The organism is Pseudodesulfovibrio halophilus DSM 5663 (assembly GCF_059568665.1).
This window is the reverse complement of record NZ_JCANTV010000008.1, coordinates 196,367-210,366: the sequence shown is the minus strand read 5'-3', so window position 1 is coordinate 210,366 and position 14,000 is coordinate 196,367. Positions and strand designations below refer to the sequence as shown.

General features: G+C 59.9%; 15 protein-coding genes and 1 pseudogene. All 16 read right to left on the bottom strand.

Annotated elements, in window-relative coordinates; genetic code table 11:
* Positions 1-5: 5 nt before the first annotated feature.
* The 16 genes and pseudogenes from BR24_RS03105 to BR24_RS03030 all read right to left on the bottom strand — a co-directional run bounded on the left by BR24_RS03105 (position 6) and on the right by BR24_RS03030 (position 13,896).
* Positions 6-278, bottom strand: a complete 273-nt coding sequence (locus BR24_RS03105) for an MrpF/PhaF family protein (protein WP_496540044.1) — start codon at positions 276-278, stop codon at positions 6-8.
* The gene (locus BR24_RS03100; RefSeq protein WP_496540043.1) at positions 278-853 is read right to left on the bottom strand and encodes a Na+/H+ antiporter subunit E; all 576 of its coding nucleotides are present in this window, start codon (positions 851-853) and stop codon (positions 278-280) included. The genes BR24_RS03105 and BR24_RS03100 overlap by 1 nt, the downstream gene beginning before the upstream one ends.
* Positions 854-1,647: 794 nt before the next feature.
* Positions 1,648-3,090: an LbetaH domain-containing protein gene (locus BR24_RS03095; RefSeq protein WP_496540042.1), complete on the bottom strand. Its 1,443-nt coding sequence runs from the start codon at positions 3,088-3,090 to the stop codon at positions 1,648-1,650.
* Between the two features lie 84 nt (positions 3,091-3,174).
* Positions 3,175-4,641 carry an SLC13 family permease gene (locus BR24_RS03090; protein ID WP_496540041.1) on the bottom strand — a complete coding sequence of 489 codons (1,467 nt, stop codon included), beginning with the start codon at positions 4,639-4,641 and terminating at the stop codon, positions 3,175-3,177.
* Between the two features lie 43 nt (positions 4,642-4,684).
* Positions 4,685-5,227: a CBS domain-containing protein gene (locus BR24_RS03085; protein ID WP_496540040.1), complete on the bottom strand. Its 543-nt coding sequence runs from the start codon at positions 5,225-5,227 to the stop codon at positions 4,685-4,687.
* A gap of 33 nt (positions 5,228-5,260) precedes the next feature.
* Positions 5,261-5,638 carry a response regulator gene (locus BR24_RS03080; RefSeq protein WP_496540039.1) on the bottom strand — a complete coding sequence of 126 codons (378 nt, stop codon included), beginning with the start codon at positions 5,636-5,638 and terminating at the stop codon, positions 5,261-5,263.
* 241 nt (positions 5,639-5,879) lie between these two features.
* Positions 5,880-6,227 carry a dinitrogenase iron-molybdenum cofactor biosynthesis protein gene (locus tag BR24_RS03075; RefSeq protein ID WP_496540038.1) on the bottom strand — a complete coding sequence of 116 codons (348 nt, stop codon included), beginning with the start codon at positions 6,225-6,227 and terminating at the stop codon, positions 5,880-5,882.
* Positions 6,228-6,237: 10 nt separating this feature from the next.
* Positions 6,238-7,632, bottom strand: coding sequence for a sigma-54 interaction domain-containing protein (locus BR24_RS03070; RefSeq protein ID WP_496540037.1), 1,395 nt, complete (start codon positions 7,630-7,632; stop codon positions 6,238-6,240).
* 287 nt (positions 7,633-7,919) lie between these two features.
* Positions 7,920-9,122: an FprA family A-type flavoprotein gene (locus BR24_RS03065; RefSeq protein ID WP_496540353.1), complete on the bottom strand. Its 1,203-nt coding sequence runs from the start codon at positions 9,120-9,122 to the stop codon at positions 7,920-7,922.
* A 131-nt stretch (positions 9,123-9,253) separates the two neighbouring features.
* Positions 9,254-9,415: a rubredoxin gene (gene rd / locus BR24_RS03060; RefSeq protein WP_496540352.1), complete on the bottom strand. Its 162-nt coding sequence runs from the start codon at positions 9,413-9,415 to the stop codon at positions 9,254-9,256.
* A gap of 72 nt (positions 9,416-9,487) precedes the next feature.
* Positions 9,488-9,703, bottom strand: a pseudogene (locus BR24_RS03055) (rubredoxin); the annotation flags it as partial.
* A gap of 63 nt (positions 9,704-9,766) precedes the next feature.
* On the bottom strand, positions 9,767-10,156 hold the full coding sequence (locus BR24_RS03050) for a desulfoferrodoxin (RefSeq protein WP_496540036.1): 390 nt from the start codon (positions 10,154-10,156) through the stop codon (positions 9,767-9,769).
* A gap of 21 nt (positions 10,157-10,177) precedes the next feature.
* A complete protein-coding gene (gene rbr / locus BR24_RS03045) occupies positions 10,178-10,756 on the bottom strand; it encodes a rubrerythrin (RefSeq protein ID WP_496540035.1) in 579 nt (192 codons plus the stop codon).
* A gap of 107 nt (positions 10,757-10,863) precedes the next feature.
* Positions 10,864-11,262: a Fur family transcriptional regulator gene (locus BR24_RS03040; RefSeq protein ID WP_496540034.1), complete on the bottom strand. Its 399-nt coding sequence runs from the start codon at positions 11,260-11,262 to the stop codon at positions 10,864-10,866.
* A 123-nt stretch (positions 11,263-11,385) separates the two neighbouring features.
* Positions 11,386-13,401 carry a methyl-accepting chemotaxis protein gene (locus BR24_RS03035; RefSeq protein WP_496540033.1) on the bottom strand — a complete coding sequence of 672 codons (2,016 nt, stop codon included), beginning with the start codon at positions 13,399-13,401 and terminating at the stop codon, positions 11,386-11,388.
* Between the two features lie 9 nt (positions 13,402-13,410).
* Entirely contained in the window at positions 13,411-13,896 is a 486-nt protein-coding gene (locus BR24_RS03030) for a cytochrome c family protein (RefSeq protein WP_496540032.1), read from the bottom strand.
* Positions 13,897-14,000: the final 104 nt, after the last annotated feature.

Here is a 14,000-nt window from a genome sequence, read left to right as displayed (position 1 = left end):
CCGGATCAGGAACGACCACGGCCTTTCTTGTGCAGATACCTGCTTGCGGCCAGCACGGTGATAAAGTTGAGCATCGCGTAGCAGAGGGCGATGTCTATGAACATGTCGAGACGTTCGAAGATCAGCCCCACCACGACGATGAGCACAACCGTTTTGGCACCGATGGTGTTCATGCCCATGAGCCGGTCGAGGGTGGTGGGCCCCACCGCCGCCCGGTACAGGGAAAAGGCCATGATGCATGCCAGAAACAGTCCGATTACGAGGCCAAGATGTTCCATTAGTCCACCTCGAATATGTCTTTGATCTTGCGCTCCATATCGCCGGGGAGGCCCTCGGCGGAAGCGTCGTCGATCGAGTGTACGGCCACGTAGCCACGCTCGTCGATCATCACGGTGATGGTACCGGGAGTGAGCGTGATCGAGTTGGCCAGCATGGTCAGCGCCAGCTTGGACCGCAGCCGCGTCTTGAAGGTGACGATGCGCGGATTGATGACCTTTTTGGGATTCGGGTGGAACGCCAGACGCAGCATACGCATGTTCGCGACGACGATCTGCCAGATGAGCCACGGCGCATACGCCGTGACGCGGACCGTGGAACGCAGCAGGGCGCTCATGGGCCAGACTTCACCCTCGGCGGGGAACATGTCCATCGAGAGCCACGTCACCAGCGCACAGCAGAAAACGCCGAGGGACAGGTGAAAGGCGTCGTACATTCCCGACAGCAATGCCCACATTGCCATGAGGGCCAGAAAACGAAAGCCCAGACCGATGATTCGGGACTTGAGCCCGGGCTTTTTGGGACGGACTCCGTCCGGCCGCTTCGTGACGGTGATGCCCTGTTCATACAAAGACATTTGATACTCCGATCATAACAGCTCGTGAGACTATTGAGTTGATGGTGGCCATGAATCCGGGACCGCGACGCCGCGCACGGTTCATCCGCGGCGCGTCATACGTCTTTTCCCGGCTCCAGCCGCTGGTTCGCCCCGGACGGCAGGTCCGTACCGAGGCGTGGTCGAATCAGGCGAGAGGCGGGTCTTTTATAAAAAGAACGTGCCCTTCCGAGCAGACGGAGAATCGTCTGGACAGGGATTCGACACGGGGGCAGGCGCACAGCCGATCCTTCCAGAGACGTCCCGCGGCGAAAGGCGGGAAACGCAAACGGCTTCTGGAGATCAGCACCGAACCGCAGCGGACGTCGCCGGGCACTGGGCCGGAAACGGATGCTGCGTCTGCCTGGTATGTATTCGGATGCGCCATTTTTTTGCTTTACGTCCATTTAGCGTGCACTCGGCGCAGCAGTCTTCCGTTCGGCCTTTTTGCGGAAATGGACGGCCGGAGGAAACAACGGAACGGGCTCTGCGTAAATGCGAATGAACTATTCCTCAATTTCTCATCAAAATCAACGGCCCTCGCTCAGATTCTCCGATGCCTATGCGGATCGGCCCGGGCGCCCCGGCGAAAACCGTCGTGACGGCAGGGTGCGACGGCGCTTCCGTCGCGCTCCCCCGTCGAAATATCATTCCGTCCGTTCCCGCGAGCGGGCGGCCGGTCTGCCCGGCCGCCCGATTCTAGCTTACGCGGATGACGGTTTTCATTCCGTCGTGTGACCGATGCTCACCTGCACCGGTCGGCTCCCCTGCCCGTTCTAGTCGTTGTCCGGGGTGAACGGTTCGATGGAGAGCGAGGGGCACAGGCCCTGCTTGTCGCCCTGCGTGAACGGCATGAGGATGCTGTAGGACACGCGGCGGTTGTTCTGGGCGTGGCCGCTGGTCTCGGGCGAGCCGTCGTAGAACGCGCCGTTGAGCTCGAGGATGTGTTCCACGCGGTGCGCGAAACCTTCCACGAACTTGGAGCCGATGCCCTCGAAGGTCATGTTGCCGAGGCTGAACTGCCCCTTGAGCTTGGCGAAGTCCGCCAGCGCCATGGAGTTGGTCTCCAGGTCGCGGGTGCAGGTGATGAAGCCCCAGACCAGATGATCTTCGGGAATCTCGATGGGCTCCGCCGCGTCGATGATGGTATGCGGCATGACGATGCAGCCGTTGCCCACCTTGACCGGGGCCTCCTCGAGGCCGCGCAGGAAGCAGTTGAAGCCCACGAAGGTATTGGTTCCCATGCGGCAGTTGATGACCTTGCCGCCGTGGGCGGTCACGTTGTTGCCTTCGTAATGGGAGTTGATGATGTAGCAGTTCTCCTGCGCGTTGGCGCCCTTGCCGAGGTGCGAGTTCTCGACCCAGCTGCGCTGTGCCACGAGCACGTTCTCCGCCACGGTCACGTCGCCGCGCACCAGCGCGTACGGAGAGACCTTGGAAGACTCGGGGATGTCGATCTCGTGCTCGAAGCTCACCGTGGCGTACATGGGGATGAAGTCTTCCTTGCGCTCTTCGAGGAACTTCATGAATTCGCCGGAGGGACGCCCGCTCTCATCCATGGAGATGTACTTGTCCAGCACGCCTTCCGGGTACTGATAGTCCCACTCGAATGCGCCTTCGGCCTTGATCCAGATGCGGCCCGGCTCGATGCGCTTGTGCAGCAGCTCGCCCGCCTGCACGTAAGAGAACTCGCCGATGGCGCAGTCGTGTGCCACGGAGAGGTCGATGGTGGAGAACGGGGCGAGGAAGGTTCCGTTCAGGGAGGAACCGTGAATGTTCGCGTAGTGCAGGGCCACGGTGTTGTGGACCTTGAACAGTTCGGGGTTCTGCGGGTCCTTGGAGTGGCAGTGCACCAGCGTCTTCATCAGGAAGCTGTCGCGGATATGGAACTTCTCGTCCTCGCGCAGCGCGATCTCGATGCCGGACATTTCCACGAGGTCGCCTTTGGACTTGAGCTCGTCCCCGCGGATGTCGCTCTTGTAGAGCACGGAGTCGAGCACCTCGCACTTGCCGAGAAAGTAGGTTCCGGCAAGGCTGGAGCCCTTGAACTTGAACAGGTTGGTCCGTTCGGAGTCAAGGGAGTAGAATGCGTAGTACTGAGCGTGGGATTTGCTCGGGATAAGGCCGCGGACGAACGGGGAGACGTCCAGCAGCGGGTTCCTCAGGTTGACGTTCACACGTCGGATGATCCGTTCAATGAGTCGTTCAAGATGCGTCATGATTCCGTCCTTGGTGGGGCGGTTGCACGTTGTTGAGGGCGATCCCGGGACATCCGGGACCGCCCGACGTTTATAACGGCTTGGCTACGATACGTAAATGGGCATTCCCATGAGAGGCCAGATCACGCCCACCGCGATGGCGACCATGATCATGAGCAGAACACTCGCCGGGATGCCGTAACCGAAGAACTCACCGGTGGTGAACTGTCCGGAGTCGTAGGCGATGGCGTTGGGGGCCGCACCGACCAGCAGCAGGAAGGGCATACCCGCAACCACCAGCGAGGAGTACAGGATCACTTCCGGCGCCACGCCGAGGTACGGCGCGATGACCAGAGCGACCGGCAGCGAGATGGCGATCGCCGCGACGTTCATGATGAAGTTGGTCATCATCATGACGAAGAACGAGATGCCCATGATGAACAGGAATCCGGGCGCTTCCTCGAACATGCCGAGCCAGTTGACCGCCAGCCACTTTGCCGCGCCGGTCTCCCAGAGGCAGAAGCCGATGGACATTGCGCCGGCAAAGAGCAGGATGATGTTCCAGGGGATGTCCTCGAGGTCCTTCAGATCAAGAATCTTGAAGATGTAGAAGGCGATGGAGGAGCACAGGATGAGCGCGGTCTTGTTGATGGCCGCCAGCGCGGGCACGAAGGAGCGCAGGGACATCAGCAGGATCACGCCGCCGACGATGACCGCCGCCATGATTTCCTGACGGGTCAGGCCGCCGAGACGGCTGTTGAGCTCGCTGGCCTTTTCGCGCAGGCCGGGGATGCGTTCCTTCTCGGGCTTCATGAAGACCATGAAGAAGCCCCAGAGCACGAAGACCATGATCCAGCCGATGGGCGCCATGTAGTAGGTAAGCTCGAAGAAGGACACGTCCTTGTTCACGATCTCGGTGTAGAAGCCGAGGGCCACCGCGCCTCGGGCCGCGCCGAGCAGGGTCACGATGGAGCCTGCGCCAGCCACGAAGGCCATGCCCATGAACAGGCCCTTGCCGAACTTGGTGGGCTTGTCGCCTTCGCCGTAGAGGCCGTAGATGGCGATGAGCAGCGGGTAGATGGTGGCCGCCACCGCGGTGTGCGCCATGATGTGCGTCAGCGCGGCGGTGACGATGAACACCCCGAGATATATTCGGCTGGTCTTCTCACCCACCACCATGAGCATCTTGTAGGCCAGACGCTTGGTGAGGCCGGTCTTGGTGAAGACGAGGCCGATCATGATGGAGGCGAAGATGAACAGGACCGAAGGGTCCATGAAGTCCTTGAACGCCGTCTTGGCGTCGCGCACGTGGAACATGGCCTGAAGCACGCCGATGCCCAGCGAGGTCACGCCGATGGGCACCACCTCGAAAACCCACCAGGTGCCGGCGAGCAGGAAAATGGCGATGGCGCCCTTCCCTTCGCGGGAAAGGACGAAGTGCTCGCCCATGGGGTCGACCGCATCGGGCCACGGAGGGGCGAAATAGACAAGGGTGAACAGGCTGACCCCCAGCAGCATGAACACAAGTCTCTTCCAGTCGAATGCGGGCTTTTCAGCTTTTGCCGCGTCCATAGTCAATCTCCTTGAGTATCGATGAAAATCTTTTGAAAAGACCCTAGAGCTTGCAGGTCTTCATGACTTCACGAATATGGTCGAACACGTCGCCGAGGCGAAGCACGCCCACAACCCTCTTGCCGTCCATGACCATGAGCGGGTGATGCACGCCCATGACGAACAGGTGCAGGGCCATGTCGATCTCCTCTTCGGCCTGGATGTATTCGGCCTCGTTCGGCGGATGCATCACCTGCGACACCTTGAGGGCCGCGCCCTTCTTGCACAGGTCGTGCAGAGGCTCGGACCACAGGTCGTACTCCCTGTAGATTTTCTTGACGTAGGAACCGGTGAGCGCCTTGTTCTGGCCGTTCTTCTCGAGCTTGGCGTAGGAAGGCTCCATGCCCATGATGACGTCATGCACCGTGATCTTGCCGATCAGGTCGCCATCGTCGTTCACCACGAGCACATCTCTGTGAGGGCGTTCCATACCCTCGGGCAGTTCGCCTTCAAGACGCTCGAACATCTCCTGCAACGTCTCTTCGCCCTTTGCTGTATTGTATTCGGCAAGAGGCACCATCAGATCTTTGACTTTAACCGGGTTCACACTCATCCCCCTTGGTGTATGCGCGGTCCCGGCTCAGGCTCCGCGCCTGAGCCGCCGGGCCGCGAGAAGTTTCTTCATGAGCGCATCGATGTCCACGGGCATGGTTATCTCGTCGAACGCACCCAGCTTCATGGCCTCTATGGAAAGCGCCACGTCCTTGATGCGACTGAGCAGGATGACCTTCGCCTGCGGCTGATGCCGTGCCACATCCTCGATGACCTTCAGGCTCTCGCGCCCGAACTCAGCGAGATCGATAAGCACCGCGTCCGCATCCATCTCCGCCGCCTGCCGCCCGACACCTTCGGCACCACCGGCTGAAGCAACGGCACACCCGCGCGCCTCAAGGCGCTGGGCAAGATTTCCGCGGAATCCCTCGTCGGTCTCCACGACGAGAACATTGACATCACTCATATCTTCCTCAATTCACCATGTCACCGTCCCTTTTCGGGACGTTTACCACGCCTCCACTATGGAAGCTGCAACCGCGCATCTACAGCAACCATAGTGCCACAAAAAAAAACCGCCGTGTAAACGGCGGCTTAACTGAAAAACGATTGTTTCAGAAGCGTCTCATGAAACCTTTATGAACCACACTGAAACATATTGAGAAATATTGAACAAGACAAAATGAAACAAAATGAACCAGTCGTTATTATTTCGGGAACAATATCGCCCCGCTCTCGAGGTTGCCCTCGAGGAAGCACTGCAACACCTTGTCCACCGGGCCGAGAACATTGTCGAAAACGGCTACCTTTTTCCAGGTGAGGTACTGGTGGTACTCTTCCTCTATGGCCGAACAGACCACGGCATCCATGCCGTCCGCGATTATCAGCTGGCACAGTTCGTCCGCCGACGCCTCCGGGAGCACCACCACCTTCTCGTCGGCGCGGCTGGTCCCGTCGGGACGCCGAACGATGTTCACGATGCAGACCTCGGTGGCCAGATCAAACCGCGGGGCCACGTCGTTGTCATACAGGGGGATGAGCAGTTTTTCCGCCATATGTCAGCTCCTACTCGCTCAGTCCGTGCGTCTTCATCTTACGCCAAAGCGTGCTCCGGCCCCAGCCGAGAATCTCGGCGGCACGGCCCTTCCGCCCGCCCGCACGGAACAGGGCGTCCATGATCATGCGCTTTTCCAGCCCTTCCCACGTTGCGGGAGTGTCGCCGGCGGGCAGGCCCGAAGACTCCCGCTCGGCCTCGGCCGGTGCCCCGATGGCGGTCTCCGCCTCCACATCCGCCAGATACTCCGGGAGATGGCTCAGGCGAATCTCGTGCTCCCGACAGAAGTTCACCGCATACTCGATGATGTTGCGCAGCTCGCGCACGTTGCCCGGGAAGCGGTACAGGGCCAGCCTGCGCTTGGCGCGGTCGGAAAATCCCCTGATATCCTTGTGGAAGCGCTCGTTGAAGGTGGACAGAAAATGATTCACGAGCAGACCGATATCCTCCCCGCGCTCTCGAAGCGGCGGCAGGTGAAACCTGACCACGTTCAGGCGGAACAGCAGGTCTTCCCGGAAGCGCTTCTCGCGCACCATCTCGCGCAGATTGCGATGCGTGGCGCAGATCACGCGTACGTCGGCATGAAAGCCCGAGGTGCTGCCCAGCGGGTAAATAACCTTGTCGTCGAGAAAAGAGAGCAGCTTGACCTGAAGCGGTATGGGCAGGTCGCCGATTTCCGTCAGGAACAGCGTGCCGCCGTGGGCCATGCGGAAGCGCCCCGGCTTGTCCTCCACCGCGCCGGTGAAGGCGCCCTTGGTGTGACCGAACAGCTCGGATTCCAGCAGCGTCTCCGGAAGCGCGCCACAGTTGACCTTCACGAACGGTCCGTTGGCGCGGTCGGAGTTCTGGTGAATGACTTCGGCCAGCACATCCTTGCCGGTACCGGTCTCCCCGGTGATGAGCACCGAGGAATCGGTCCGGGCGATGCCGGGAAGCATCTGGAAAATCTTCTCCATCTCCGGCGAGTTGCCCACGAGCCCGCCAAGGCTGTAGGCGCGCGAGGCCTGACTGCTCAACTCCGTGATCTGGCGCATGTCCTGAACGGTTTCCAGATATCCCGAGGGGTTGCCCTCGGCATCATGGATCGGGGCCACCGTCAGCCGGACGGGGATACGCTGGCGATCGGTGTTGATGATGTCGGTTTCACGGGTCACCGGCTCGAACTCGCGGATGCCTTTGAGCACGCGGCACCCCTGCATGCAGAACCGGCAGCGAAGCGCGTGCAGGCACGGGAGCCCGCGCACGTCCTCGGTCCCGAATCCGACCAGTGTCTTGTAGGCCCGGTTGACCAGCAACACCCGCCCGTTGCCGTCCAGCACGGCAAGGCCGACGGGCACCTCGTCCAGAAACGGGGCGAGGCTGAGTTGCTCAAACGTCAGTCCGGTAATGGTTCCCAATGATTCCAAAGGCGTATCGCTCCGGGGTCGCAAAGTTTCCTGTAGGTACCACGGAGCCGGGCGGAACAACAAGGCCGGAGGTGATCGTTTCCCGCGCTTTTCCCAATCTCCTCCGGATCGTAACGACGAACGCGCCGACCCGATATATGGTGCATCCCGGAAAGGCGTTGGAAAGAACCTCGCTCTCCCAAGGGGAGGGTCGGATCCGGCCCCGGCCCTTCCCGCCTCTCCTCAGCGAAAAGCCCCCGCCGCAAAATGCGGCGGGGGCTTTCGTATTGTCATTATGTCGCAGGAAGCTAGGCGGTTTTTTCCTTGATCTTCCCTGCGAGGGTACGGCCCAGCTCCACGCAATCCTTGAGGGTGTCGTGGGTGGGGATGTGCTTGACCTTGATGTTGGGCTCGACGATTTCGCAGCCGACGTCCTCAAGCCACTTGTTGAGGATCTTGACGCACTCGCCGGACCATCCGAAGGAGCCGACGGCGGCACCGAGCTTGTTCTGGGGGCGAAGACCCTTCATGTAGGTCAGCATGTCGGCCATCATGGGCAGGATGCCGTTGTTGTGCGTGGGCGATCCCACCACCACCGCGGCGGCCTCGAAGATTTCGCTCATGACCGTGGAGTGGTGGTTGTTCTTCATGCTCATGACCTTGACGGAGACGCCTTCCTCGGCGAGGCCGGAGGCGACGGCGAGCATCATCTTCTCGGTGGACTCCCACATGGTGTCGTACACCAGCACGGCCTTGTTCTGCGGCTTCTGTTCGGCGAACTTCTGGTACTGTTCCAGCACCCATGCGCAGTCGTCGCCGCGGAAGATCAGGCCGTGGTCCGGGCAGAGCATGTCGATGTCCAGATTCATCTCGCCCAGCGCCTTGAGGGTCTTCAGGACCACCGGAGAATACGGCAGCACGATGTTTGCGTAGTATTCCTTCATGGCCTTGAGCACTTCGTGACGGTCGTACTCGTCAACGAACCGTTCGCTGGAGGCGATGTTCTGGCCGAACGCGTCGTTGGTGAAGGCCAGCTTGGCCTCCGGGCAGTAGGTCAGCATGCTGTCGGGCCAGTGAAGCATGCGGGTTTCCACGAACTGCAGGGTCTTCTCGCCGAGGGATATCTCGGAGCCGGTGGGGACGACCTCTACCGGCCAGTCCTCATAATGGAAGTGGGCCTTCATGGCCTTTTCACCCATCGGGGAAGTGTAGATCTTCTCGGGCTGATACTTCTCCACCGCTTCGGCGAGGCAGCCCGCATGGTCCGGCTCGAGGTGGTTGATGACGAAGTAGTCGATCTTGCGGTCGCCCAGGACGTGGGCGATGTTGCATTTCATCTGGCTGAAGAAGTGGCGGTCCACGGTATCGACGAGGGCGACCTTCTCGTCCATGACGAGGTAGTTATTGTACGTGGTGCCGCGCGGGGAGAGCGAATAACCGTGGAAGTTCCTACGGTTCCAGTCCACACAGCCGATCCACCAGACATTTTTTTTTATTTCAACGGGCTTCATGGATAGTCTCCGAAGCATGCTGGGCCGAGAAAGCTCGGCGGTTACAGAAAAAAGAACACGGTCCACCCCGGTAAGGCGGACCGCGTTTCCCTACCTGTCAGGCTGCTTCTGACGGCAGCCGTGCCCGAAAGCTAGGCTTCGGGCGAAAAATTATCCTTGGGAGCACCGCAGATGGGGCACACCCAGTCTTCGGGGATGTCCGCAAAGCTGGTTCCGGGAGCCACATCGTTGTCGGGGTCTCCCACCTCGGGGTCGTACACGTAGCCGCAGATGTTGCAAACGTATTTTTCCATGTCGGAATTCTCCTTGTCTGACCCGTTATTGGCAGGTGCGGCGTTTGCTGTCAACTCTTCGCCGGAGTCCACGGTGGGCAGCTCGCAGTCCGCCTTGGTGGACCCTTCACCCATCAGCGGGCGGAAACATTTCTTGGTGCCCCCGCAAATGGGGCATCTCCAGTCGTCCGGCAGGTCCTCGAACTTGGTTCCCTTGGGAATCTTGCCTTTGCGGTCGCCCTTGTCGGGATTGTAGATGTAGCCGCAATTGACAGTCTGACATTGCCACATGTCTTCAGGGCGAGCCATGGTTACCTCCCGGATGAAAAAGGACGGACCGGCAGCAATGACCGGTCCGTCCGCATTGATGAACTACTTGCTGGCCCAGAGGCCGTGAAGGTTGCAGTAGGCGCGGGCGCCCTTGAGTTCGCCGGTGTTGCCGTGCAGACAGAACTCGGCTTCCGGTGCGTCGCCGGCCTTGAGCATCTTGGTGTAGCAGATGTCGCCCACCATCAGCTCGATCCATTCGATGTAGTGTTTTTCTTCCATGGGGTGGGGGACGCTTCCCACCTTGACCACGACCTTGTCACCGTCGCGCTCGACCACGGGGACGTGCTTTTCCTGAGCGGCGTCCACGGTGTTTTCCTGCATCAGGACCATGTTTTCGCCGCAGCAGACCAGATCGCCGCCGCCTTCGTGCATCACGATGACGATATTGCCGCAGGCCTCACATTTGTATACTCCGCCAAGCTGGGTAGCCATAAGGGTCGTCCTCCGGTTTGTTTACCAGTTGTAGTCGCGCATTTCGAAGTGGGCCTTGGGATGGGCGCAGGCCGGACAGAGCTCGGGGGCGTTCTTGCCTTTGTGGTTGTACCCACAGTTGCGGCAGCGCCAGACGATCTCGTCGTCCTTCTCGAAGACCTTTCCTTCCTCGATGTTCTTGATCAGCGCCTTGTAGCGCTCTTCGTGGTAGGTCTCGGCAACGGCGATGTTGCGGAAGACGCAGGCGATTTCGCCGAAGCCTTCTTCGTCGGCCACGTTGGCGAACTCGGGGTACATGGTCACGAACTCGTAATGCTCGCCGGCAGCGGACTCCTTGAGGTTGTCCAGCGTAGTGCTGAGCACGCCCGCGGGGTAGGAAGCGGTGATCTCCACTTCGCCGCCTTCAAGGAACTTGAACAGACGCTTGGCGTGTTCCTTTTCATGCGCCGCGGTCTCTTCGAAGATGTGCTGAATCTGCACGTATCCTTCCTTCTTGGCGATGGAAGCGAAGTAGGTGTAACGGTTGCGGGCCTGGGATTCGCCGGCAAACGCCTTGAGGAGGTTCTGCTCGGTTCTGGTTCCCTTGATGGATTTAGCCATTTGGTATCTCTCCTTACAACTTGTATATTTTCGTATTTCTAACTGATACCTTCAGCGTATCTGTAGCACAACTGCCGAAAAAAAGAAGCCCGCCCGAACGGTTTTTTCTACTGCCGGGCCGACCGGCACTCGGGGCAGACTCCCACGAACTCCACGTTGCAGTGATGCACCGTGAAGCCCTGCTCTTCGCCCTGCGGGAGCACGGGGTCCTCGATGTCGCACATGATATCCGCGATGCGCGAACATATCTCGCATCGAATATGAGGGTGCGGCTCGGGATTGCCGTCGAAGCGCTTCTGCTCACCCGGCCCCCCGAGCTTGAGCACAAGACCCTGCGTATTCAGGAACTCCAGGTTCCGGTACACGGTACCAAGACTGATCCTCGGCAGAATCCTTCTGACCATGTCATAGACTTCATCCGCCGTGGGGTGGGACGTAACCTTCCTGAGTTCTTCAAGAATGACGCGCCTCTGCTTCGAAAGGCGAAAATTCATTTCCGTATGCATGCCATACCTCCGCGTTAACGATAATAATTCCTAACAAGTGGTCGATGCCCAGTCAACCCCTTTCAGAAAAAAGGGGTGGCTCCTTACGAGCCACCCCTCTTGAGTGATTGCTTTGCCGACTCGTTACGCCTTGAACTTTTCCACGAGGCGAGAGAGTGTCTGGGCCATTTCGTCAACCTCTCGGATGCCCTCGTTGGACTCCCTGATGCCCGTGAGAATCTCCTGCGAGAGCTCGTTGATGTGGTTGACGCTGCCGTTGATCTGGTCGCTCGTGGCGGACTGCTCTTCCGCCGCCGCCGCGATGCCCTGAACCATGTTGGCCATGCTGCCTGCCTGATTGACAATCTGGCTGAGCTTGTCGCCCGAGCTGACTGCCATTTCGGAGGCCTTGACCACACGGCCCTTGGTGCTGTCCATCTCGCGGACCGCATCGCCTGTGCTCTGCTGAATCAGGGAAATGGCGTCTTCCACTTCCTTGGTGGCGCTCATGGTCTTTTCCGCGAGCTTGCGGACCTCGTCCGCGACCACCGCGAATCCGCGTCCCGCCTCGCCTGCCCGGGCGGCCTCAATGGCCGCGTTCAGGGCGAGCAGGTTGGTCTGGTCGGCGATATCGTTGATAACGCCCATGACCTTGCCGATATTCTCGGCCCTGTCTGACAGATCGGAGAGAGACTCGGCGAGGCTGTCCGTGATGCGCGCGACGTAGTTGATCTCTTCCACCGTGGTGGCGACCACCTGGCCGCCCTCTTCGGCCACCTTGTTGGACTCGTCCGAGGCCTGCGAGGCTTCCGACGCGTTTTTGGCGACCTCCAGCACGGTGGCGTTCATCTGCTCCATGGCCGTGGCCACCTGACCCGTCTGGTCCGCGGTGGTGTCCACGCCCCGGGACAGGTTCTCCATCTGCTGCGACAGCTCGGTGCTGGAGGCTGACAGGCGCGACGCGACCTCGGTCACTTCGTTGGCGACCTCCATGAGGTTCTGTTGCTGCTTTTCGATGTTCTTCTTGTCCTCTTCCTCGCGGGTGAGGTCGATGAGAACACCGATGGCCCCGACCACTTCGCCCTTGGCGTCCTTGAGCGGGGAGCACTCGAAGTGCACGGGGACCTTTTCGCCGTTGTCCCGAACAAAGACGAAGTTGCCCGAGAGAGCCACTCCGGCGCCGATGACATGCGCCGCGTCGCAGGTTTCGTCACCTTCGGCGCACTCGAATATCTGGGACACGGTCTTGCCGACGATCTTGTCCTTGTCCTTGCCGAGCACCTCGCACATGGGCGGGTTGGCGAACTGGAAGCGCTCCTTGGCGTCGGTGACGAAGAGCGGCACGATGATGCCGTCGAGGATGCTCTTGTTGTACTGGAGCTGGTCCTTGATCTGGCGCACCATTTCCGAAAGGTAGCTGCTCAGGTTGCCGAGCTCGTCGGATCCTTTGACAGAGAACTCGGCGTCAAGGTTGCCCTTGCTCACTTCCTCGGTGGCGTCCGCGATGAGCTTGATGCGGTTGACCACGTTTCGGCGCATGAAAATGATCAGCGCGGTGAGCAGCGCCAGCACGCCGAGCACGGATATCCCGGCCGACTTGACCTGGGTGCTCTTGAGGCTGTTGAACTGCGGTGTCACGTCCTGCACGAGCACCATCGCGCCGAGGATGTCCCGCGACGAGCCGTGACAGTGATGGCAGCTTTTCTCATTGGGAATGGTGGCGACGCTGGTGAAAAAGAGGCCGTCGCCGTCCTCGACAAGCTCGCCCTTCTTGACGGGCCTCTCGAGGCTCTCGATGATCAGGTCGGTGGCCTTTTTGATGGAAAAGACCTCGAAGACTTCCTTGCGGACGGTCTCCTTCTCGGTGGAATAGGTGATCTCGCCCTTGTAGTCGATCATGTGCGCGGTGATGTCGTCGTACCGCTCGGCCACCGTGTCGAACTTGCTAATGGTGCCCTCGTTGTCGCCCACTGCCATGGGCTCCTCGATGGCCATATAGAGCATGTCGGAGTTTCTGTCGGCGGCGCCGTGGACCTCCTCCAGCATGGTCTCGTAGTTGGCGTAGGAATTCCAGATGAACAGGCCCGTGAAGGCGACAATGGTCAGCAGCGACGTCAGCAGCAGAACCTTGACGCCGAGAGATTTCCGGATGAACTGCATTGCGGCCTCCTAGTGAGCGCCGCCGAACAGCAGCGGCTTGTAGTCGAAGGCCTCGACCCGTTCGGAATTGTGGCAGGTTTCGCAATCGGAAACCTCGAGTTCACCCTTGATAAGGTAGGGATCCCCGCCGGATTCGACATGTTCGTATCCGGGTCCGTGACACACTTCGCAGCCCGCGTCACTCAATTCGGGCGTCTCCTCGAAGCTGACGAAGCCCCCCGGCTCGCCGTAGCCTGTCACATGGCAGGAGAGGCACTCCTTGAACTCCTCATCCGTCAGGTCGCCGGCCATGATCTGGACCGACTCCCCGGAATGGGCTTTCTTGGCGTACTTTTTGAAATTTTCATACTCTACTTCATGACAATCGGCACAAGCGCCGCTCCCCACGTATCGACCGGATTCACAGAATCCGGATGCCGCAACAGCACCAACGATGAGGAGCGCCGCCGTACCAACCGTCAGGCAGCGCCGCACCGGCTTGAAGAACCTGGACATTGTACCCCCCTAGGCAACTTTCCGACCAGAAAATGGTTCTTGCTATACTCCCCGACAGAACACCTCCGTAAGGCTTCGTACCTCCATATTCTTTTTTCGTTATC

What these genes read in the sequence shown, in the direction of transcription:
- BR24_RS03105 (WP_496540044.1), bottom strand. Translation starts at nt 278, where the DNA reads ATGGAACATCTTGGCCTCGTAATCGGACTGTTTCTGGCATGCATCATG.
- BR24_RS03100 (WP_496540043.1), bottom strand. Translation starts at nt 853, where the DNA reads ATGTCTTTGTATGAACAGGGCATCACCGTCACGAAGCGGCCGGACGGA.
- BR24_RS03095 (WP_496540042.1), bottom strand. Translation starts at nt 3,090, where the DNA reads ATGACGCATCTTGAACGACTCATTGAACGGATCATCCGACGTGTGAAC.
- BR24_RS03090 (WP_496540041.1), bottom strand. Translation starts at nt 4,641, where the DNA reads ATGGACGCGGCAAAAGCTGAAAAGCCCGCATTCGACTGGAAGAGACTT.
- BR24_RS03080 (WP_496540039.1), bottom strand. Translation starts at nt 5,638, where the DNA reads ATGAGTGATGTCAATGTTCTCGTCGTGGAGACCGACGAGGGATTCCGC.
- BR24_RS03075 (WP_496540038.1), bottom strand. Translation starts at nt 6,227, where the DNA reads ATGGCGGAAAAACTGCTCATCCCCCTGTATGACAACGACGTGGCCCCG.
- BR24_RS03065 (WP_496540353.1), bottom strand. Translation starts at nt 9,122, where the DNA reads ATGAAGCCCGTTGAAATAAAAAAAAATGTCTGGTGGATCGGCTGTGTG.
- rd (WP_496540352.1), bottom strand. Translation starts at nt 9,415, where the DNA reads ATGGAAAAATACGTTTGCAACATCTGCGGCTACGTGTACGACCCCGAG.
- BR24_RS03050 (WP_496540036.1), bottom strand. Translation starts at nt 10,156, where the DNA reads ATGGCTACCCAGCTTGGCGGAGTATACAAATGTGAGGCCTGCGGCAAT.
- rbr (WP_496540035.1), bottom strand. Translation starts at nt 10,756, where the DNA reads ATGGCTAAATCCATCAAGGGAACCAGAACCGAGCAGAACCTCCTCAAG.
- BR24_RS03040 (WP_496540034.1), bottom strand. Translation starts at nt 11,262, where the DNA reads ATGCATACGGAAATGAATTTTCGCCTTTCGAAGCAGAGGCGCGTCATT.
- BR24_RS03035 (WP_496540033.1), bottom strand. Translation starts at nt 13,401, where the DNA reads ATGCAGTTCATCCGGAAATCTCTCGGCGTCAAGGTTCTGCTGCTGACG.
- BR24_RS03030 (WP_496540032.1), bottom strand. Translation starts at nt 13,896, where the DNA reads ATGTCCAGGTTCTTCAAGCCGGTGCGGCGCTGCCTGACGGTTGGTACG.